Annotated in this window: 13 protein-coding genes; 7 read left to right on the forward strand and 6 right to left on the reverse strand. The window is 41.6% G+C overall.

What is annotated here, in order from left to right:
- Nucleotides 1-8 precede the first annotated feature (8 nt).
- The 5 genes from BUC07_RS03580 to BUC07_RS03600 all read left to right on the forward strand — a co-directional run bounded on the left by BUC07_RS03580 (nt 9) and on the right by BUC07_RS03600 (nt 12,443).
- Nucleotides 9-4,268, forward strand: coding sequence for a PKD domain-containing protein (locus BUC07_RS03580; protein ID WP_073165680.1), 4,260 nt, complete (start codon nt 9-11; stop codon nt 4,266-4,268).
- Entirely contained in the window at nt 4,265-5,752 is a 1,488-nt protein-coding gene (locus BUC07_RS03585; RefSeq protein WP_073165695.1) for a contractile injection system tape measure protein, read from the forward strand. Before BUC07_RS03580 ends, BUC07_RS03585 begins: the two co-directional genes overlap by 4 nt.
- 6 nt (nt 5,753-5,758) lie before the next feature.
- Complete coding sequence (locus tag BUC07_RS03590) at nt 5,759-10,273, forward strand: eCIS core domain-containing protein (RefSeq protein ID WP_073165697.1); 4,515 nt, start codon at nt 5,759-5,761, stop codon at nt 10,271-10,273.
- Between the two features lie 67 nt (nt 10,274-10,340).
- On the forward strand, nt 10,341-11,087 hold the full coding sequence (locus tag BUC07_RS03595) for a hypothetical protein (RefSeq protein ID WP_139279458.1): 747 nt from the start codon (nt 10,341-10,343) through the stop codon (nt 11,085-11,087).
- Between the two features lie 36 nt (nt 11,088-11,123).
- Nucleotides 11,124-12,443 carry an ATP-binding protein gene (locus BUC07_RS03600; RefSeq protein WP_073165701.1) on the forward strand — a complete coding sequence of 440 codons (1,320 nt, stop codon included), beginning with the start codon at nt 11,124-11,126 and terminating at the stop codon, nt 12,441-12,443.
- A 195-nt stretch (nt 12,444-12,638) separates the two neighbouring features.
- On the opposite strand, the gene BUC07_RS03605 is transcribed toward BUC07_RS03600, so the two are convergent.
- The 4 genes from BUC07_RS03605 to BUC07_RS03620 form a co-directional block, all read right to left on the reverse strand.
- Nucleotides 12,639-12,938, reverse strand: coding sequence for a helix-turn-helix domain-containing protein (locus tag BUC07_RS03605; protein ID WP_073165704.1), 300 nt, complete (start codon nt 12,936-12,938; stop codon nt 12,639-12,641).
- Nucleotides 12,928-13,263 (reverse strand): type II toxin-antitoxin system RelE/ParE family toxin, encoded by a 336-nt coding sequence (locus BUC07_RS03610; RefSeq protein ID WP_245792627.1) that lies wholly within the window; start codon nt 13,261-13,263, stop codon nt 12,928-12,930. Before BUC07_RS03610 ends, BUC07_RS03605 begins: the two co-directional genes overlap by 11 nt.
- 100 nt (nt 13,264-13,363) lie before the next feature.
- The gene (locus BUC07_RS21585; RefSeq protein WP_073165710.1) at nt 13,364-13,708 is read right to left on the reverse strand and encodes a BPTI/Kunitz-type proteinase inhibitor domain-containing protein; all 345 of its coding nucleotides are present in this window, start codon (nt 13,706-13,708) and stop codon (nt 13,364-13,366) included.
- Between the two features lie 418 nt (nt 13,709-14,126).
- On the reverse strand, nt 14,127-15,089 hold the full coding sequence (locus BUC07_RS03620; RefSeq protein WP_073165713.1) for an integron integrase: 963 nt from the start codon (nt 15,087-15,089) through the stop codon (nt 14,127-14,129).
- A gap of 365 nt (nt 15,090-15,454) precedes the next feature.
- Here BUC07_RS03620 and BUC07_RS03625 point away from each other — a divergent pair, with 365 nt between their 5' ends.
- Nucleotides 15,455-16,828, forward strand: coding sequence for a hypothetical protein (locus BUC07_RS03625; RefSeq protein ID WP_073165714.1), 1,374 nt, complete (start codon nt 15,455-15,457; stop codon nt 16,826-16,828).
- A gap of 84 nt (nt 16,829-16,912) precedes the next feature.
- On the opposite strand, the gene argF is transcribed toward BUC07_RS03625, so the two are convergent.
- Nucleotides 16,913-17,911 carry an ornithine carbamoyltransferase gene (gene argF, locus BUC07_RS03630; RefSeq protein WP_073165716.1) on the reverse strand — a complete coding sequence of 333 codons (999 nt, stop codon included), beginning with the start codon at nt 17,909-17,911 and terminating at the stop codon, nt 16,913-16,915.
- Between the two features lie 11 nt (nt 17,912-17,922).
- Nucleotides 17,923-18,879 carry a carbamate kinase gene (gene arcC / locus BUC07_RS03635; RefSeq protein WP_073165726.1) on the reverse strand — a complete coding sequence of 319 codons (957 nt, stop codon included), beginning with the start codon at nt 18,877-18,879 and terminating at the stop codon, nt 17,923-17,925.
- A gap of 284 nt (nt 18,880-19,163) precedes the next feature.
- Here arcC and BUC07_RS03640 point away from each other — a divergent pair, with 284 nt between their 5' ends.
- Complete coding sequence (locus tag BUC07_RS03640) at nt 19,164-21,572, forward strand: DNA translocase FtsK (RefSeq protein ID WP_073165733.1); 2,409 nt, start codon at nt 19,164-19,166, stop codon at nt 21,570-21,572.
- The last annotated feature ends 4 nt before the right edge of the window (nt 21,573-21,576 follow it).

A 21,576-nucleotide genomic window follows, 5' to 3' on the forward strand; every position in this document is an offset into this window, starting at 1 on the left:
AAAGAATTATGGCACAGAAATTAAACGAAATCAGCACGCAATACCATTCTTTTGTCGAAAACCAGGTTTTAACGGAAAGCCAGCTCAACGGGGTTATCAGTTATTTTGAAGACCAGGATCGGTTATCACGTGTTATTTTAAGCGGCGTGGGAATTGTCTGCGGGTTCAAAATAAAATACAATCCTTCCAACCCTTCTGTTATCATTTCACAGGGCGCCGGAGTAACCACTGATGGCGACCTGTTACTTTTAAGAGAAAATATCCCTGAATCAGCTCTGAAAAGTGTTGATTTGAAACAGATTGAATATTCATGGGTGAGAAAGTTTGAGGATAATTTTGCCAACTACCACTTTTTTAAACGCTTTGAAAGTGAAGGCGATAACTTAAAGGAAGTTCCGCTTGACATGTGGGAAATTCTGCCACAGGAATCCGAAAATGCCGATCCGCTAGGTTCGCTCGAAAACCTGGAAGACAAAGTAGTGGTGCTCTACCTCGAATCGTTTGCCAAAGAAGGTGATTTGTGTACGGCCGTTGACTGCGATAATCAGGGAGTGGAACAGGTGGCCAGGCTCAGGGTTTTGCTGGTTTCAAAAACCGATGCCAGTTACATTTTGGGGCTCGATTCCATTTTCTCGAAACACAATATTGCCGATTCTGTGTTTAAATTGCCCGACGTGGCTGTTCGCAGGGTCGTGCTAAACCCCTCAAATTCGGCTGATTACAATGAACTGAAACGGGCATATTTTCTGGCGCTCAACAAAGATGATTCGTTACTTTCAGGCTTGACTAAAGGGATAAAAACGATTGCACAGAAGTTTGAACCCATTCTAAAGATGGAAATTTCAGACAATGAACTGAATGCATCGCTTAAAAAATTGCAATCGATTTTACAATTCGGTGCCTATAATGTTCCGTTCAACATTCAATACCGTTACGATTTTATAAAAGATATTGTTGATACTTACAACGAAATAAAAAGTTTGCTTTTGTCGTTGAAATATGAGTGTTGCCCTGATATCAACAGTTTTCCCAAACATTTAATGCTGGGTAGCATCGATGAAGCAGACACGAAAATTAAAAATTACCGGCACGAGTTTTATAAATCCCCAATTCTGAATAATGAGAACAATAAAATTGAACAATGCCACAGCCTTGTTTCCCGGTTGTTTCAAATGATTGCGCAGTTCAAAACTTTTGTCGGCGAAACCAAAATCACACCTTCCGGAAAGCTTTCAGTGTTAAGCCGTCGTGCCATTCCATTTTATTTCAATTTGAATGAAAAACTTTTAAAGAACTGGAATCACCTTAAAGCTGAAAAACACAAATCAGATACCAATTTGAGTTATCATACCAATCTGTTATCGGAGGCACCACATATCCGGGAACCTTTACTGTATAATACTGATGGTTTTGATTTTTACAGAATTGAAGGTCATCAGGGGAAAAATTACAAAACGGTTCTGGAAGAAATTGATAAACTTAAAAATAGTTACGGCCTCGCGTTCGATGTAAAAGCATTGTCGGTTAACATTAACCGGAAAAACCTGAACATTGACGATTATGAATGTGAGTTTGAAGATTTGAAGGTTTTGCTGCGTGCCTGGACCAAAGAGCAGGAGTGCGTTCTTGCCGAAGTTTCGGAATTCTTTTCCGGTTTCAGCATGAACGAACCCGGAACAAACCTGAAAGATATATCAGGAGTAAAAGCGATGTCTGAAGCCCGGCTTGGTGTTGATACCTTCACTTCTGCCAATACCGAAAAAGCCACGAGGGAGGCCTCAAAACTTGAAGGTACTACCCAGCCCAAAGACACTTATTACAAAGCAGTTTATTCAAAAAGCAATATTGTTTCCGACCATTTAATTACCGATGAAAACGCTTTGGGCAGTGTAATGTTACCAATACTTGAGCAATACAAAGACGGGTCGGTGAACGATTTAATTGTTCAGGCTGAAAATCTGGCCAATCAAAAAATTGATACCGATGCCTGGAGCAACCAGCCCGAAGTAAAAGCATTTGTAATCGATCAATCTATCGAGCTAATGGCGTATTCCCATGTTTTGTCCCGAAAAATGCCGGGAATACTGGTTGATGTAAGCGATGTAAATATTGCCAATTACAAATTAACGCTGAAGGAGTTGTGCAACCGCGTCGATAAAATGAAAACTTCCTATCAAAACATTGAACTTTCGGCTCAGCTGAAAGCGTTTATGGGCGTATTAATTACCCAGTTGTCTTCTATTTGCTGCTCTGCAAAAAAGCTGGAAGTTTTGCTTGAAGAAATTGATCAGCGAAAAAGAAACATTTTACTGCGGTTGCAACTCTCAAAATTTGTAGAAAAACACCCGGGGCTGGAACACAAGGCCGGCGTGGAGCCCGGAGGAACTTTTGTGCTTGTTTACCTGAATAAATCAAAGCCGGCAGAAGAAGAAAAAGCAACGGAAGATGCTGAATTTGAAGAACGTCTTGGAACAGAAAAGGGCATGGCAGCAGCTTCCGAAACATTTGGAAACAGGATAAGCCGGTTGGAAAAATATATTGATGCTGCCAAATCAGGTATGATTGCAGAAGAAAATATTTCAAAATACGAAAAACAGTTAAAAGGAGAACTGGAAAGAATGGTGTCCGGTGCCCTTGCAGCCGACGAAATTTCCAACAATGTGGTAGTGGCCGATTTTTCACTGCCATATATGTGCTGTTCCGATTGTGCACCGGTAAATTTCATTATTCAGAAACCACCGGCCCGTCTGTTGCTCGAAAAAGATGAAATCTGTCTCGGAAAAGATTCCGAAATCGATTTTGAGGTATTTCCTGAGGATGGAATTGTGGAGGCGAACAGGGAAGTCCCGGGAATGAAAATTGAAAATAAAAAACTGGTTTTCGATGCGAATGCTTTCCCTGAAGAACTGCTGGGTGAGACAATTCGTTTCACCGTGAACCAGCAGATTACCGATGCCGAACTGATAGTTTTTAAAGCCCCGCAGGTTGATTTCGAAGCTCCTGAAAGAGCTGCAGTTAACCAGCGAATTACCTTTGAACCATCCGGCGACATTGAAGGTGTTTCATTTTTATGGGATTTTGGGGACGGCAGTCCCACTTCAACCCAAAAGAGCCCTTCGCACCGCTACCAGGAGTTGCCCGACAATGCGAATAATTCGGTTGTGGTAAAACTGGTAGTTGTGTCCTCAAATGGTGTTTGCTCGTCCACGGTGGAACATGAAATCCGGCTTTTTGAAATTATAATTGAGGTTTTCCTTCCCGAAGCAAATTATTGTGAGAAGGATGAAAAAGCCTATCCATTTACAGTAGATGCCGGTGCCAATGTTAAAGTTGAAGGACCGGGCGTTGAACACGATGAAAACGGTAATTACATTTTCATTCCGGCCAAAGCAGGCATTGGCGAACATTCTTTTAAAGTAAACGGAAAGACAGCCGATTTTTCTGCTAAAGTGCATAAAGCACCGGTAGCTAAATTCACAGCAAGTCAGGAAGGTAACCAGTTGGTTTTGACCAATAATTCAACGGGAGCAGATAATTATGTCTGGACAATTAATGGCAAAAAACAGGAAAGAGCTGACAAATCCCCGGTGGTTATTAATCTCGACCCAAATAGTCCAACAGCATGGAGATTAAGTCTCGAAGCAATTAGCGAGTTCTGTGGCTCCGATAAGCAGGACTTAACGGCTGAAACCCATTTTATTGATGATGAGCCCGAAGAAGATATCTGCATTGATGAAACCGGTGAAATCATCAGTAATGATTTAAAAATACTTTTCAAATTAAATCTTCCGGATTCCAATTTTGTTGTTCCTGTCTGGATGTCAACCAGTCAGCTATATGGCGGAACTGCTGAGTTTAATAAAGGCGTACTCGATGATTTACAAAATTTCCTCTCGGGTAAAAACAACGCCAAATTACCGGAGCTCTTCACAGAGTTGTTGGATTCCACTGCTGAAATGATTAGCCGGATGGCAGAAAATCCTGAAAGTGAAGAATATAAACGGCTACTTCAAATTTTTGTTTTGCAACTCCAGCTGTTTTACAATGTGCTGGCTTGCCAGGATAAAGAAACCATCCAGGCTTCAGCAGAAATACTGACAAAGTTGCTGGATCAGATCATTACAATTCTCCAAAAATTGAAAGAGCAGAAAGTTGCTATTCCGGAATCATTTAGCGCCTTTTTGAAAAAATGGAGTGCGAAAATTGAGGGAAACACCTTACTCGAAGAACATTGGAAAATTATTCTTGAAAACAAATTGATTTCATGAGAGAAACTGTTCACATAATCGATAAAGTTTTTTTGGAGATAAATACCTCGCAGGTGAATACTGCCAATTCACTCACCAAAAACATCGATGGGTTTCTAAAAGATGAATTGTTTCCTAAAATTGAACATTTGCTTGATTTGTACGATAATCCCGACGCTGTAATCCGTTTCGATGAATTGAAAATTGATTTATCGGTAAAAAACGTGGATAGTTTCAAAGGAATGGAGGAGGACCTTCTTCACCGGTTTGAAGAAGAACTGGCCAAAAAGCTGACAAAAAGTTCTGCTGAACAGTATTCTGATGATGGGGCAGGTGGGGTGAGAAATCTTTCGAGGGGCAAAAACCACGAAGAAATATTCCTTTTTTTTCTCGCTAATGGTTATTTTCCGTGGTACGGGAGTGGGAAACAAATAAGGGAATTTGAGAAAAAAGAAAACTGGCTAAAAAGTTTTGACAACGAGTTTTTTATTCAAAAAATCGAGAAGTTATTGCAGTCAAATCGTTTGGCATTGCTACGCTTTGTTTCCCAGTTTTCGGCCGAAATGGTTGGGGCTTTTTTTATAAAAATGAATCCTTTTTTAAGTGAACTGGGAGAAAAACGTATCCAGTCTCTGCTTATAGCTTTGCCACATCAGGTAAAAACCCCGTTTCTTGAAATGATTATCAGTGTTTCGGCTGAAACAAACGCTGAAAAAATCACTGACGCATTTTACAATTGGTTCAGGGTTTTACTAAAAAATGTTGATGTGATGGAGCATAAAACCATCCGCTTACTGGCAGAAGCAAGTATTTTTATTTTAAAGGCAGCACCGGCCGATTTGGTAACAAGCTCAAAGTTTCAGCCAACATTAGACCATCTTCTGTCCATAATTAAAACCAATCAATTTCCTGATAACCTGATTCCGGAATTACCGCAAATAGCTGATTCGAAGTTATCTGAAAATGAAAATATTACGGAGCAATCAAATTTTGCAGAAGATTCACAAAATGAAAGATTGGTTGAAAATGGTGGGTTGATCATTTTGCACCCTTTTTTAAAGCATTTTTTCACGGTCATAAAAGTAATTGACCAACACGGAATGATTATGACCGGCAATCGTGATTTAGCCGTTCAGGTGCTTCATTTTTTGGCTACAGGTCAGGAAAACACCCTGGAAGGAAATATGATTTTTGAAAAATTCCTTTGCGGAATTCCGCTTAAAATGCCTGTACAGCGGCAAAGCCTGCTAACTCCGAAAATAAGGAAAGAGGCAGAAATTATGCTGAAAGAAGCCATAAAAAACTGGCCGGCGCTGAAAAATACTTCGCCCGATGGGTTGAGGCAAATGTTTTTACAGCGCGAAGGAAAGTTGTTACAAGATGGGAAAAAATATAAATTATTAATGGAGCGTAAACCTCAGGATGCATTGCTCGACAAGCTGGAGTGGAATATTTCCATTGTAAAACTTTCGTTGAGAAAAGAATTGTTGTTTGTTGAATGGTAACAGAAAATGAAGGCAACCATAGTTAAATCGGAATCGAAAACAACCAACCGCTCTCCGTTTATCCAGAGAGCGGGGAGTTCCGGATTTTTGGGAATCCAGGCCAGACTTAATGTAAGCCAGCCCAAAGACAAGCATGAAGTTGAAGCCGACCAGGTTGCCGACAGGGTAGTGAACCATCAGCAGCAAAAGAGCGCCTCCTTTTTTTCACCCGCCCCACCTTCCGTTCAAAACAAACCAGAAGAAGAAATCCAGGAAAAACCATTGGCTGAAACCATTACCCCGGTTGTTCAGCGTAAGGAGGATGAAGACGATGAAGATATTCAGGCCCGGTTGAATGAAACTGTCCAAAAGCAGGAAAATGAAAAGGAAGAAGAACAAGTTCAGTTGCAAGAAGAAGAGGAGGAAGAGCCAGTTCAAATGCAACAGGATGAGGAAGAAGAGCAGGTGCAGATGAAAGGAGAGGAGGAAGAAATGCAGGCAAAAAGTGAGAGTAACACCGCTGTTGCACTTTCGCCTGATGCTTCCGTTGGATCATCGCTGAGGCAGAGCCAGGGAAACGGCAGCCAATTGCAGCGCAATGTGCGGAATAACCTGGAGAACAGCCTGGGCGTGGATTTGTCAGGTGTCAGGATTCATACCGACAACAATGCCGTGCAAATGACAAAAAAGTTAAATGCACAGGCTTTTACCAATAGGAACAACATCTATTTTAACGAAGGAAAATTCAACCCGGCCACCCGTTCCGGCCAGCACCTGCTTGCACACGAAGTAACTCATACCATCCAGCAGGGAGCGGTTTCTGCCGAATCGAAACCGGAAAACGACAGTAAACAAAAAGAATCCTCCATTTCAACTCCGGTAGGAAGCGGGAAAAAAGAAAACAGTACAAATGTCCCGGACCAAAAATCTGAACAGAAAACAGGTGAGGAAAAAGCAAAACAGGAAGGAAAAAAAGAATTAACAAAGAAGACTGTTCCGGGGGCAACTGAAAAGAATAAAACCGGAAAAAAGGATACCCCCAATGCGGCAAAAGAAGGTGAAAAAGAATCAAAATCAGATTATCCGAAATCACCCGAAGAGGATCCGGCTTTTAAAGCCACCAAACAAAAAATTAAAAATGAGGCCAAAAAGCAGCGAACACATAAACCCGCCGGTTCAGCTGCACAGGAAGCCCAAAATGCTGCACCATCACCTTCCAACGAGCGGGAAAGCCAGGCACAGGCTTCGCAGGTGGAAACGATGAATGAACAGGAACCCGGTGAATTCAATGCCGAAGCATTTAAAGAAAGGTTAATGCAACGGATTCAAAATATGCAGTTGCCGGAAAATCAGGAGCAAGCCGCTGATTTTGAAAATAATAACAATATTGCAGAAGTGAGCCAGGCAGCCCAGTCTGATGTGGCCACGGAACAATCGCAGGCTGCGGGTTCCATCGAGCAAGCTACTTCCAGCGAACCGGACGTGGGCTCCGTACCGGAAAGAGAGATGGAAGCGCTACCTGAACCTCAGACAGGAAGCCCCCCCGGACAAACGAACGCTCAAAATGCCATGCCTGATCCCCGGCCGGAAAGCCAGGTTAATCAGCCATTGCAGGAGAATATGCAGGAAGTGGATCAAACCATGGCTGAAAATCAAATTACCGACCAGCAATTATCAAAATCAAACGAACCCGCATTCAATCAGGCGCTATCGGCCAAACAGGAAGCCCGCGAAAATACAGTAAATGCTCCGTCACAATTTCGACAGAATGAACAACAAACATTGTCGGGAGCGCGTCAGCAGGCAGAAGTGGAAAATCAGGAGCAGCTTCAGGGAATGCATGGCCAGCGTGGATTAGTTTTAAACCAGGTGGCCGGGCAGCAGCAACAAACAGGAACCCGGGATACTGCGGAGCGGGAACGGATTGCTTCCGAAATTAATGTCATTTACGAAAAGACAAAAACGGACGTTGAGAAGATTTTGGAATCGCTTGACGAGGACGTTACACGCATGTTTTCCACGGCGGCGCAACAGGCAAAACAAAAATTCGAAGCCCATGTAAAACAACGGATGGATGCTTATAAATCACGCCGCTATTCAGGGCTGAGAGGGAAAGGCCGCTGGTTGAGAGATAAATTCATGGGAATTCCCGATGAGGTGAATGCCTACTTTACCGAAGGCCGGAAAAAGTATATTGATGAAATGGATGTGGCTTTAACCGCCATTTCAAAACATGTGGCCCAAAAACTCAATGAAGCCAAAAATCGTATTACCAAAGGCAAACAGGAAGTAACAAATTATGTAACCGCATTGCCCGAAGCATTGCAGGGAATTGGCCGGGAGGCTGCCGAAAGTATTCAAAGTCGGTTCGATGAACTAGAAAACACCGTCGATTCCAAACAGGATGAATTGATTGACTCACTGGCACAGCAATACACCGAAAGCCTGCAGGCGGTGGATGCCCGGATTGAAGAAATGAAAGCCGCCAATCGCGGGTTGGTAGATAAAGCGCTGGATGCAGTAAAAGGTGTAATCGAAACAATAATAAAAATTAAAAACACACTCACTAATCTGCTGGCCTCTGCTATTTCAGTTATTCAAACCATTGTGGCAGACCCCATTGGATTCCTCGGAAACCTGATTTCCGGTATCTCGCAGGGATTCAAAAATTTTGGAAGCAATATTCTCAAACATCTTACTGCGGGGCTGGTTGGTTGGCTGACCGGCGCTTTGGGATCGATGGGAATAACCATTCCCGACGATTTGTTCAGCCTGAAAGGAATATTTAGTCTGGTGATGCAGGTGCTCGGACTTACCTGGGACTACATTCGAAAAAAGGCCGTGAAATTATTGGGCGAGCCCGTTGTAAAAGCCCTTGAAACAGGATTTGAGATTTTTCAGATTATCCGGAAAGACGGAATTGCCGGGTTGTGGAATTACATAAAAGAACAATTTAACGACCTGAAAGAAACCGTGATTGGTGCCATTAAAGAGATGGTAATCACCCAGGTAATCCAGGCCGGAATCAAATGGGTGCTTGGCCTGATGAATCCTGCCGCTGCTTTTGTGAAAGCGGCCATGATGATCATCGATATTGTGAAGTTTTTCATTGAACGGGGCCGGCAAATTATTGAACTGGTCAGTGCGTTTATCGACGGGGTGAAAGCGGTTGCTTCGGGGTCAGTGTCAAAAGTGGCACAGGCCATTGAAAATGCACTGGCAAAGGCTATTCCTGTCGTCATCGGTTTTTTGGCTTCGTTGCTCGGAATCGGCGGGTTGGCTTCAAAAGTGCAAAAACTGATCAAACGAATTCGTGCCCGGATTGATAAAGCCATCGATAAAGTAATCCTGAAAGCCAGGAACTGGTTCCGGAAAGCAGGCAGCAAAATTAAAGGAGCCGCGGCAAAAGTCTTCAAATGGTGGAAAGCAAAAACCAGTTTTAAAGGAGACGACGGGAAAAATCACAAAATTTATTTCACGGGTGAAGAAAACGCAGCGAAGTTGATGGTAGCGAGCAATCCAACTGCTTTTTCCGATTTTATCACCAGTGTTGATGTGGGCAACGATGAAAAGAAAAATGCGGCCAAACAGCAGGCTGCAGCCATTGCCACCCAAATTGATGCCAAAAAAAGGGAACGGGTTACCGGGGCAAATGAAACTGAGAAAAACAACAACAGGAAGAAAAAACAACAGGAACTGGAAGCCTTGATGAAAAAACTAACCGTTCATGCCAAAATCCTTTTTGGAACGGCCACCGGCGATTTACCCGAAACTGAAGTAACCTATGAATCAAAAAATCGTGGGGGTGATGTTATGGGCAGTTCAATGGTTGCCAAAAAGCTGACTCAAAAAGGTCCGGGAGGAAGTGTCCCGACTTCAAGAAGACATAAAGTTTTTGATTCCTTGCTGAAACGAAGAAAAGGGGGCAGCAGTTACTATGTCAGGGGGCATTTGCTAAATCACAACGTCCACGGGCCGGGTGTATGGAAAAACATGACCCCGCTTTCGAAAGAAGGAAACCGGCTGCATGAAAGTGGTGTCGAATCGAAAGTGAAAACTGCCGTAAAATCAGGAGCAATTGTATATTATTCCGTAACACCTGTTTACGGCAGAGGAGCGCTAAACACGCCCGGTGATGCCGAACCTGCGGTAAATGAAATAAGAAGCGCCGAAAAACACGTTCCAACCGGGCTGCAAGTGGAAGCCAACCTTTTAAAACCAAAAACTGAAAATTTCGAGAAAAAAGAATCTTTGGTGCCAAAAAAAGTTATTCAAAACCCGGTAGATACTGCGCTCGGGAATTACCAGTTAACCTCTTCTCCAAAAGAAAGGGTTATTTTAACAAAAGATTCTCCTTCAAAAATTGTTAAAAATACCGGGAGTTCTTTTTCAGTAAATCGAATCGGCAAAATTCAAAATGAAGCGAAAAAAATCGATAAACTGAACCGTTATGATCAAATCAAAGAAAAATTCCCCAACCGGCCTGGTGTGAAATCGGACATTGAAAAATTGCGGGGAATGTCGAACGTGGTACTGAAATAATATGCGCAAATTAAAACAGCGCTTATTTGAAAAATGTGAGTTAGTAACGATTTTAAAATTTAAAGAGATGGATTTATTTGACGGATTATTATTATACGAAATAACCCTTTTACTACTTGGTGTAATTTTGTTTTTAATTCTCAGCGCCGGGCTGTTATACTACATTATCAAAAAAGAGCAAATTAAAAAGTTGCTTCTGTTTTTTGTTATTCCTATTGTTATGATTGGCTACCCGAGCATAAAAGAAATAACCATTTCAAAAGACCGGATTGCTTTCAGAAAGCATCTGGAAGAATACATTGAAAACCCTGCAGACAGCACGTCCAGACGAAAAGTGGAACTTTACACCGAGAAACTTGAGAAAAGAGCAACTGATTCTGAAGATATTATGGAAGTTAGTAAATCGAATTTGTTGCTTGGGAACCCTGAAAAAGCTGTAACCCTTGCTGATAAGGCTCTTCAAAAAGATAATACCAACCAGGAAGCCAGGGATATTAAACGGCTAGCTGAAACTCAGTTACAGGTAAATAGAAATGTCTCGGCAATGGCTCAGGAAGAAGAAGCTGAGCAGGAAGAACCTGAGCAGGAGGCAACACTTTCTGAATCAGGAAACACCCAGATTGCTGAACCAGCCTCAAATTTAAATAATTTGCAAATAACGGGTGAACTTTCAGAAGAGGCAATAAAACCGGTGGTTTCACAAAATAACCTGAAGGTAAAATCATTACAAAATGTGGAAGTTACGCAAAAACTCAGCAATGTAAAATCATTCCTGTTAAAAAAGGCTGCTGCCGATACTGTTTCAGCAAAATAAAAAAGCACTGAGAAATTAACTGATTCTGATTTTACGATGAGTAACAAAAAAGCACTTCAATTTTTAAGCGATGTAATTCGTGCACGCCTGGATGCGGAGCTGAAAGGCAAGAAAATGGTTTTTCCTGAATTCCCTCAAAACCAAACGGAAGAATCGAATTTTTACAAGTTTGTTCGCAAAAATAAGCTTTCAGCAAACGAAACTGTAATTTTGCTTTTGGCGCTGGTTCCGCAAATCAACCCCGGATTTTTTAATGCCATTATTGCTGATTATTTTCCCAACGGGGGCGATTTTCCCGATTTTGGCGGTGTGAAAGGAAAAAACCACCGGGGAATTTTACCCACCGGCGAAACAGCGCTTTTTATTTTGGCCGGTAATGATTTTGAGCAGCGTGCTGCCGTGGCCAAACTTTTTGGCGAACCCAGCTTTTTGGCGCGAAATAATGTGCTTCACCTCGAACATCCGGGCGATGGCGAGCCGTTGATGAGCGGCAAGCTGATTCTCGATGAGGAATACGTTGAATTGTTCACCCTTGGCGAAATCTCAAAACCAAAGCTGAGCAGCGATTTTCCTGCTGAACTGATTTCTACACCTCTTACTTGGGATGATTTGGTCCTTCAGCAAAAGACACGCGATGAAATAAAAGAGATAGAAACGTGGCTGGACTACAACGATAAACTATTGAACGACTGGCAGTTGAAAGCCAAAATAAAACCCGGCTTCCGGGTACTTTTTCATGGACCTTCGGGCACCGGAAAAACAATAACGGCCTTTCTTTTAGGGAAATACACAGGCCGCGATGTGTTTCGCATCGATCTTTCCATGGTCATTTCGAAATACATTGGCGAAACCGAAAAAAATCTTTCAAAGCTTTTCGATAAAGCGGAAAATAAAGACTGGATACTTTTTTTTGATGAGGCTGATTCCATATTCGGAAAACGGACCAATGTGCGCGATGCCCACGACAAATACGCCAATCAGGAAGTTTCGTATTTGTTGCAGCGAATTGAATCACACGCAGGACTGGTAATTCTGGCTTCCAATATGAAAACGAACATTGACCCATCTTTTACACGGCGTTTTAATTCTATTGTAGAATTTGAAAATCCAGGTCCCCGGGAGCGGTTGAGTTTATGGGAAAATTACCTGCCTAAAAAAGCCCGGTTAGACAAAAATATTGTGCTGAAACAAATTGCCCGCGATTATGATTTGACCGGTGCCAATATTGTCAATGTAATTCATTATGCCGGATTGCAAACTTTTGAAAAAAAATCAGGCGTAATTTCGAAAAACGACCTGGTTAAGGGCATCCAAAAAGAATATGCCAAAGAAGGTAAAATGATGCGGCTTGGGTAGTAAATTTGTATTTTGTTTAAAGGGTGCCTTAACGGTTTTTTCGTTCAAAAATTTAAAAACCTTTTAATAACTGCACAATCCTGAAACCGGTGTTAGGAAGTCGTCGTCGGGTTCCCGCCAAACGCGGGACTACTTGTTCCGATTTACGGAAAGGCATTGCAGACCGCTCAGGGGCCTGTTTGTTAGTGCAAGTATTTATAATTTTATCGACAAATCAAGTTGACCACCCAACCCTGATTGAACTATTCTCTGCAGAGTTGAAAGCCTAACTTCTTTTACGTTGTTTTCAATTTTGGAAATATAAGATTTTGTTGTCCCCACTTTTTCTGCCAGTTCTGACTGTGTCATCCCTTTTTCAAGTCGGGCCTTATACAATAAAGCTCCAAGCTTAAAATCTTCATATCCATTTTCCAATTCATCACGTTTCTGCGTTCCTTTAACTCCGTAATGTTTATCTTTAAATTCATTAAGAGTCATCCTGTTATTACTTTTCATTTTTATACTCCTCCATAATTTTAAGTGCTTTTTCTATTTCTTTTTTTGGTGTCTTTTGCGTTTTCTTTTGAAATCCATTTACTAAGATTATCAGCTTTCCCTGGTCAAAAAAACAAAAGATTCTAAAAATATCATTGCCTTGTTTAATGCGAATTTCATAAAGACCATCTGTTGATTCAATATGTCTCAGATAAATCTCTGGTACTCGTTCAAGTTCTTCAATCAATTGAATAGTCCAGATTATTTTCGCTCTGGTTTTTTCAGACTGCTTGAGAAAAAATTTTTCAAAGTAGTCCTTGTAGAAAATTGCTGTTCTGAATCTCACATTTGATTTCATGATGCAAAGATAGAAAAAGTTTCACTAAAGTGCAACTTGCTTCCAGTTTGTGCTAACCGTGTATCATGTAGTCGGGGTATTTATCTTTCTATTTGAAAACCGGTCCTCCGCAACATTCTATACATTCTTCAAAACTTTTGAAAGGAGGTGGAATACAACCGGCGCCTGTTGAGTACCAGAATAATTTACACCTGTTTTCTTCCTGATCAAAATAATACCCCTTTCTTAAGTCTCTGTGACTTCCTGATTTTGGCACAATAAAACACTCCCGGCACATCTCCAACTTTGAGACGGTGGATTTTGAAACTGTCTTTTGTTCCTTTGCCTGTTTTGCGGTTTCCGTTGTTTCTTTGTGCGGAGCAAACCCAATTGAACTGCAGTTGACTATAAGGAATAACGAAATAATGGCTAAGGCCCGGTTCACTGGTTTCATTGAGTTGAATTTATTTTGTTTGCAAATAAGCCGGTTGTTGTCATCCAAACTTCCACAATAATTCCTCCAACGGGGAAGTCGGGGAGGGCAGGCATCTGCTGCGGATGGTTTTGATCGGTTTTTAACACAGGCTTTTGGTCTTTTATTGATATACAAAAAATTAGGGGAGCTAAATTAGGGATTGCCGCCGGAAGAATCAAGCGGGAATTTGATTTTTTGGTTGAACAGGACTGAGAACGGAAACTGCAAATACTTTGTTTGGTGATGCAGTGACTCAAAGTTATGCGATCACACTTGCACAATGTATAGGCCGTTGCTGAATATCGTCCGTACTTTATTTTGTGAGCTTGTTTCAACTTTTTTCGCTGTTTTTAGTTCCATCGGCAGGATACTTCTCGAAATGAACACGAAGAAAGTTCTAAAAATCAAGCGGACTGTGTACGTTTAACCTGTTTCTGTTTAATAATTGGTTGTATTTCATTGTAGTGCGAACATTCTTGTGTCCCATTAATTCCTGAACTGCGCGCACATCATATCCATCTTCGAGCAGATGAGCTGCAAAAGAATGACGTAATGTATTGCAGGAAACATTCCTGCCAATTTCAGATTTCTCTACTGCATTTTTTATAGCCTTTTGCAAATAACTTTCGTGTTTATGATGTTGCACCAAGCTGTTTGCATGCGGATTTTCCCTTAGTTTTACCGATGGGAAAATAAACTGCCAATCGCATTTTTTAAAGGCATTGGGGTATTTTCTTTTACAGTTTTCAGGCACCGGTGCTCCTGAAAATTCTTTGATCGTGCTGTTTTCTTCAAACTTAATTTTTGCTTTTTCAACCTGTCTATTTAATGCTGATTTCAATATATGCGGAAGAATGGTTTTTCGTTCTGTTATTTCATTTACATCACGAATTATTAGCTTATTCAATTTAAAATCAATGTCTCTTATTCGTAAATTCAAACATTCCATCAAGCGTAATCCACTTCCGTATAAAAGTGAAACCATCAGCTTTTTTTCTCCGTTGAGTTGGTCCAGTATTTTCTGAACTTCATCGCGTTCTAAAACCAAAGGCAATTTCTTCCTGAAATTAACACTTACCAACTCACTGTTTTTTAAAGAAATTTGAAGTATGTCTCTGTAAAAAAATGAGATGGCATTTAATGCCTGATTTTGGGTTGATTCTGAAACTCCCTTGTCAACAGCCAGAAAATGAATGAAGTTTTTAATTTCCTTTTCACCCATGTTTTTTGGATGTGCGCGGTCAGTAAATGTAATAAATCTGTAAATCCAGTCGGTATAAGCTGTTTCTGTTTTATTACTGTATTGTTTGTCCCGGATTACATTTTCAACCCGGTTCATAATATCAGATTTATTGACCATTTTTTATTGACTAATTGTGAAACATCCACTTAGTAAATAAATACTACAAACAAGATACAAAAAAATACTAAAACATCCTATTTTATTTCAGGTAAAAATATTTATAGTTTTCTGGTTATTAGGTGCATATATTTTTAGTTGAATTGTTTACCAATGCAGATACTGTCTGTATTTAAATCCATAATGAGTATTAATTAAAGAATGTGACAGTTTTTTAATACCTGTTGAGGGTGTTATACTTGTTTGCTAAATTGTTGATATTTATTGAGATATGACATAAATTGAATAAATATTTATTGCAGCAAAGATGATTCAATTTACTATTTTATAATTTATTTATTTAACAAAATGTAGGAGGGAAAAAGATGAATGGAAAAGCAAAAGAAAAAGTACCCGCAAAAGTGAAAATTCCGGATTTAGGATGTTGTCCTGAATTAGAACAAGTACCTGTTTGCGACACGCTGAACTTCCGTTACCGCATGCCATTTCGTCCGCGGGTTGGCGATAATCGGCAACAAGTTCCTGTGGAGGTGGAATTACACTTCCGCCTTGAACGATGCTCTGGTCCGTTGGTTGTAGGCGATCCAATTTATTCAACCACACTGCTTCCAGGTGAAAAAGTTCGGTTGTTTACAAGCGATCGCCACAATCGGTGGTCATTCGACAGTGAATCGAATTTGGCTTACCGGCATGAAACGACTTCTGAAGAATCGTTTTATACAGCGGGAATGGCTCAGGCAATGAGTGATTTAACAGTTAATGAAAGTGGCTCTTCAAGTTCAAATTATGAAGAGTCATGGGCCGAAGGTGGAGGCGGTGCAAGTGTTTCACTTTTTGGTATTGTAGAAATTGGTGGCGGTGGCGGTGGTGGCAGTTATGATGCACAATCGGCAAGTGAATTTAGCCGCAGTTTGTCTCAACATGCTGAATCTGCATCACGATATGTCGCTGCCAGTGTACGGGCAAAAAGTTCTACTTCTGTTGGAGAAGTTGAACAACGAACACATCAGGAAGGCGAATCGGAGGCCCATTATGAATCATCGTCCCGAATGTTCAGTAATCCCAACAAGTGCAAAGCGGTAACCTATTTGTTTCACAAAATTAACAAGATGCAAACCGTTCGTTTAAAACTTGTTGCCATTGAACGCCGGGTTGCAGATCCCAAGGTTCCAACAGGTGCTTTTCAACGGGTTCCGGTTGATACTACCGGCCGTGTTGCGGTGGTGCCAAAAGCAGTTGCAGCTACCAGCAAAAACCGCCTGGATATTGAACGTATGGCCCGAACCAGCGCTGCTGAACGGCAACAGGCAAATTTAGTTAGTGCCGGGCTTTCTGCTGGTTCTTTTTCTGCTGCATCAACTTACAGAACTGCCAATTTAACCCTGGAACGAAGTGAACCAACTTATAATGATTCCCTTCGGAATGCTGCACTGCAAGCCGTAGATCAAGATCTTGTAAAGGCCGGATTACTCGACCGGCAGTCAGGAAAACCAACAGAGAAAATTATTGCAGAACTATCGTGGGAACGTTCGGAAGTTTTGCCAACACCCGGTATTATTGTGAGAGGTTGCCTTGATGAATGTGAAACTTGCGAACCGGCTCTTCAGCAAGAAATTGAGCTGAGCCTGGAACGAAAGAAGCTTGAAAATGAAATGCTTAAAAAGCAAATAGAGCTTCTGGAAAAATCGCAGGAATACCGGTGTTGCCCTCCTGAGGAAATCGAAGAGGAACCGGAATAAGGAGATTAATGTTTATTTGCCAAAGTGCCCCGCCGGATATGGCGGGGCACTTTGTTTTTACAATTAAAAACCGTTACTCTTGCATTATCCAAGGGTAGCTACCATCACTGCTTTAATGGTGTGCAGCCGGTTTTCGGCCTGGTCGAAAACCACTGAGGCACGACTTTCAAAAACATCTTCGGTAACTTCCATGGCCTCAATTCCAAATTTTTGATGGATTTCTTCGCCCACTTTTGTTTCGCGGTTATGGAATGCCGGAAGACAGTGTAAAAATTTCACATCCGGATTTCCGGCGAGTTCCATTGTTTTTTTATTCACCTGGTAGGGCAGGAGCAACTTAATTCGTTCGGCCCACACATCTTCCGGTTCGCCCATCGAAACCCACACATCGGTGTAAAGGAAATCGCAGTCTTTCACGGCTTCTTCCACATTTTCAGTAATAGTGATTTTTGCACCGGTAACATTTGCAATTTGGTGGCACTGTTCCTGTAAATAAGAGGACGGCTGGCACTGCTTTGGTGCCGCGGCACGGAAATTCATGCCCAGTTTGGCTGCACCCACCATCAGCGAGTTGCCCATGTTGTTGCGGGCATCGCCCAGGTAGCAAAATTTGATTTGCGACAGTGGTTTGTCCGAATGCTCATTCATGCTCAAAAAATCGGCCAGTATCTGGGTGGGATGAAACTCATTGGTGAGTCCGTTCCAAACCGGAACGCCTGCGAATTTGCCCAGCTCTTCCACAATTGCCTGGTCAAAACCGCGGTATTCAATACCGTCGTACATGCGGCCCAAAACCCTTGCTGTATCTTTCATCGATTCCTTGTGCCCGATTTGCGAACCCGACGGCCCCAGGTAGGTTACCCGGGCTCCCTGATCGAAGGCAGCCACTTCGAAGGCACACCGGGTGCGGGTAGATGATTTTTCAAATATGAGCGCGATGTTTTTACCTGTTAGATTAGGCTGCTCCGTACCGGTGTATTTCGCGCTTTTCAGGTTTGCCGATAATCCGAGTAAAAAATTTATTTCTTCCGGAGTAAAATCCAGTAATTTCAGGAAGTTTCTGTTTTTCAAATTAAAAGCCATATTCAATAATTTTAATCTTCGTAATGCATTGTAATTTTTGAACCAAACGATTTATCCTCCAGTTTTTTGGCTTCAGTAATCACACATTTTTTACCGCCATCTTTCAGGAAGTTGAGGCACGCTCTGATTTTGGGTTCCATACTGCCTTCGGCAAAAGTACCCATTTCGAGGTATTTTTGTGTATCGGCAAAGTCTAAAAATTCCAGTTTTTGCTGGGTTGGTTTTTTAAAATCTTTGTAAATAAAAGGCACATCGGTTAAAATGTACAGTTCATCGGCATTAATATTTTTTGCCAGCAATCCCGATGCCAGATCTTTGTCAATAACAGCATCAAGCGTTCGTATGGTGTTGTCTTTATCATAATAAACTGGTGTGCCACCACCTCCGGCTGCAATAACAATATTGCCGTTATTTACAAGTAGTTCAATTGTTTCCTTATTGATAATATCGAGCGGAGTGGGGGAGAAAACTACACGATTGTAACCACCTTCAACTTTCGACGAAGGTTTAAACATCCAGTTTTTTTCGTTGCTGAGCCGGTCAGCTTCTTCTTTGCTGTATATTTTTCCAATTCGTTTTGTCGGATTCTTAAAAGCCGGGTCGTGTTCATCCACTTCAACCAAAGTAACCATTGTGATCACATTTTTTTGAATACCGTGGTCGATGAGCACATTGCGCAGCATGCGTTCCACCATGTACCCAATGCCACCCTGCGAATCGGCCACGCAAATATCGAGTGGCATGGGGGCAATATTGTAGAGCTTTTCGCCGGCATCGTTGCGCATTAATATATTACCAACTTGTGGCCCGTTTCCATGGGTGATTACCAGGTTGTAACCATCTTTTATCAGGTGAACAAGGTTTTCAACAGTTTCCGTTGCATTTTTTTCCTGTTGTTCAATGGTCCCCTCTTCATTTCCGCGTAAAAGGGCATTTCCTCCCAATGCCACTACAGCAAGTCGTTCCATTCATTTAATTTTACATTCGAAACAAACATAAAAAATCCATCGGATAAAAGGAACAGGGTTTTGTCATCTTTTTGCATTTATATTCTGTTAAGAAACAGCAATTTATGTGATGAGAAATTAAATTGTTAGCGGAGTGGATTTTTGAATTATAAACACGCAGAAAAAACAGATTTTGGCAATCAATTTAATTATTTGAACGTTGTTTCTTTGAAACAAAAAATTGAAAGGCAACCTGAATTATTTTAGTTAAATTTGCACTTCATTTTAAAACAAGTAAAACCTGTATGGTATTAAAAGCAAAAAAGCCTGGAAAAACGAGCCGTAAGAAGAGAAAAAAGAGCATTCCTTTTTTTAAAAATGAGAAGTTCAGGTTCATTGCGGGAATTTTGGTTTTACTGATTTCTGCTTACTTGTTGGTTGCCTTTGTTTCATTTATTTTTTATGGCGGTGCCGACCAAAGTAAACTCGATTTACCCTGGAAAGATTTAGTTTTGGAATCCGATATAAAAGTTCAGAACAAAGCCGGAAAAACCGGTGCCTGGCTTTCTGAAGTAATTATCAATCGGGGTTTTGGTTTTTCATCTTTCCTGTTTATTTACCTGCTGCTGGTAACCGGTTTTAAAATTTTAGGCCGGAATCTGGTGAAATACCGTCGCAGTTTGGTATTCAGTACTTTACTAATTGTCTGGCTTTCATTAACACTGGGGCTTGCATTTTCAAAAACCGATGCCGGATCGTTCATGTATGCCGGCGGGCGTTATGGGTTCATTTTAAGTAACTGGCTCAGCGCACTAATCGGAAAAACCGGGGTTATTCTGTTCCTTTTTATTTCAGGTTTGTCACTGTTGATTTTCAGGTTCGATTCTGCTTATTCATTAATAAAAAGATTGTTCAGGAAAAAACCGGAAAAAGAAGAAGCTGAAGTAGAGGCAAGTACGAGTGCTGAAAATAGCGATCAGAAAACGAATGGAGTTGATAACATTGAAGATGATTCAATTTCGAAAGTAATTGATGAAGATGATGTGGTGAAAGCCATTTTTGAACCCGATGCCGAAGTTAAAGAAGCTGACGATGTGCAGCGGAAAAGTTCCGGTGACAGCAAGAACAAAGACGAAGAAGACCTCGAACTTACGATCCAGCAGAAAAAAGAGGAAGAGGCTTTGGAAAATTACCGTCCGGAAAAGATGGAAGATTATGACCCCACGCTCGAGCTTTCAAAATTTAAATTTCCTACACTCGAACTTCTTGAAGACCACGCAGCCGGAAATGCTGAGGTTAGCAACGAAGAGCTGCTCGCCAACAAAAATAAAATTGTTGAAACACTGCGTCATTATAAAATTGAAATCACTAAGATCAGGGCTACCATCGGGCCAACCATTACCCTGTACGAGATTGTTCCCGCGCCGGGTATTCGCATTGCCAAAATTAAAAACCTTGAAGACGACATTGCCCTGAGCCTTGCAGCACTGGGAATTCGTATTATTGCCCCAATTCCCGGAAGAGGAACCATTGGAATTGAGGTGCCCAACCAGCATCCTGAGATCGTATCGATGCGGTCAATTTTGAGTTCACGGAAATTTCAGGAAAGCAATGCGGAGCTGCCCATTGCGCTGGGAAAAACCATATCTAACGAAACGTACATGTTCGACCTTACCAAAATGCCGCACATTTTGGTTGCCGGCGCTACCGGGCAGGGAAAATCGGTGGGAATTAATGTGGTTATTACTTCGTTGCTGTATAAAAAACATCCCTCGCAGCTCAAATTCGTGTTTGTCGATCCCAAAAAAGTGGAGCTGAATTTGTATTCTGTTCTTGAAAAACACTACCTAGCCAAGTTGCCAAATGAAGAAGAACCGGTTATTACTGACATTCAAAAAGTTAAACACACACTGAATTCGATAAATGTGGAAATGGATCAGCGGTACGACTTGCTGAAAAAAGCCCATGCCCGAAACATTAAAGAATACAACAAGAAATTTGTCAGCCGCAACCTGAACCCGGAAAAAGGTCACCGCTTTTTGCCTTACATTGTAATGGTAATTGATGAGTTTGCTGACCTGATAATGACTGCCGGCAAGGAAATTGAACTTCCCATCGCGCGTATTGCGCAGTTGGCCCGGGCAGTTGGAATTCATATGATTATTGCCACCCAGCGCCCGTCAACCAATATTATTACCGGCGTTATAAAAGCCAACTTCCCTGCCCGAATTGCTTTTAAAGTTGCATCGATGATTGACTCCAGAACAATTCTGGACACGCCGGGAGCCAATCAGCTCATTGGGAAGGGAGATATGCTCATTGCGTCAGGAAGTGAAATGACACGTGTGCAATGTGCATTTGTGGACACCCCCGAAGTAGAAAAGATCTGTTCTTTTATTTCGGAACAGCAAGGTTTTTCAACTGCTTTCATGCTTCCGGAATATGTGGAAGAGGAAGAAGCCGGACCCGGCGAAGTTGATTTAAATAACCGCGATGAACTCTTTGAAGATGCTGCCCGCATTGTGGTAATAAACCAAATGGGGTCCACATCGATGATTCAACGCAAGTTTTCCATTGGCTACAACCGTGCGGGAAGAATAATGGATCAGCTGGAAGCGGCAGGTGTTGTTGGTGGGAGCGAAGGAAGTAAAGCAAGGCAGGTACTGATCCAAGACGAATACACTTTGGAACAATTATTGAATAGCTTAAATTAAAATT

The sequence above is a fragment of the Tangfeifania diversioriginum genome (assembly GCF_900141875.1).
In the GTDB taxonomy this organism is placed as follows: Bacteria; Bacteroidota; Bacteroidia; order Bacteroidales; family Prolixibacteraceae; genus Tangfeifania; species Tangfeifania diversioriginum.

Coding starts and splice junctions, on each gene's coding strand:
- BUC07_RS03620 (WP_073165713.1), bottom strand. CDS start 15,089: ATGGTCAATAAATCTGATATTATGAACCGGGTTGAAAATGTAATCCGG.
- BUC07_RS21585 (WP_073165710.1), bottom strand. CDS start 13,708: ATGAAACCAGTGAACCGGGCCTTAGCCATTATTTCGTTATTCCTTATA.
- BUC07_RS03590 (WP_073165697.1), top strand. CDS start 5,759: ATGAAGGCAACCATAGTTAAATCGGAATCGAAAACAACCAACCGCTCT.
- BUC07_RS03600 (WP_073165701.1), top strand. CDS start 11,124: ATGAGTAACAAAAAAGCACTTCAATTTTTAAGCGATGTAATTCGTGCA.
- BUC07_RS03585 (WP_073165695.1), top strand. CDS start 4,265: ATGAGAGAAACTGTTCACATAATCGATAAAGTTTTTTTGGAGATAAAT.
- BUC07_RS03605 (WP_073165704.1), bottom strand. CDS start 12,938: ATGAAAAGTAATAACAGGATGACTCTTAATGAATTTAAAGATAAACAT.
- argF (WP_073165716.1), bottom strand. CDS start 17,911: ATGGCTTTTAATTTGAAAAACAGAAACTTCCTGAAATTACTGGATTTT.
- arcC (WP_073165726.1), bottom strand. CDS start 18,879: ATGGAACGACTTGCTGTAGTGGCATTGGGAGGAAATGCCCTTTTACGC.
- BUC07_RS03595 (WP_139279458.1), top strand. CDS start 10,341: ATGGATTTATTTGACGGATTATTATTATACGAAATAACCCTTTTACTA.
- BUC07_RS03580 (WP_073165680.1), top strand. CDS start 9: ATGGCACAGAAATTAAACGAAATCAGCACGCAATACCATTCTTTTGTC.
- BUC07_RS03640 (WP_073165733.1), top strand. CDS start 19,164: ATGGTATTAAAAGCAAAAAAGCCTGGAAAAACGAGCCGTAAGAAGAGA.
- BUC07_RS03625 (WP_073165714.1), top strand. CDS start 15,455: ATGAATGGAAAAGCAAAAGAAAAAGTACCCGCAAAAGTGAAAATTCCG.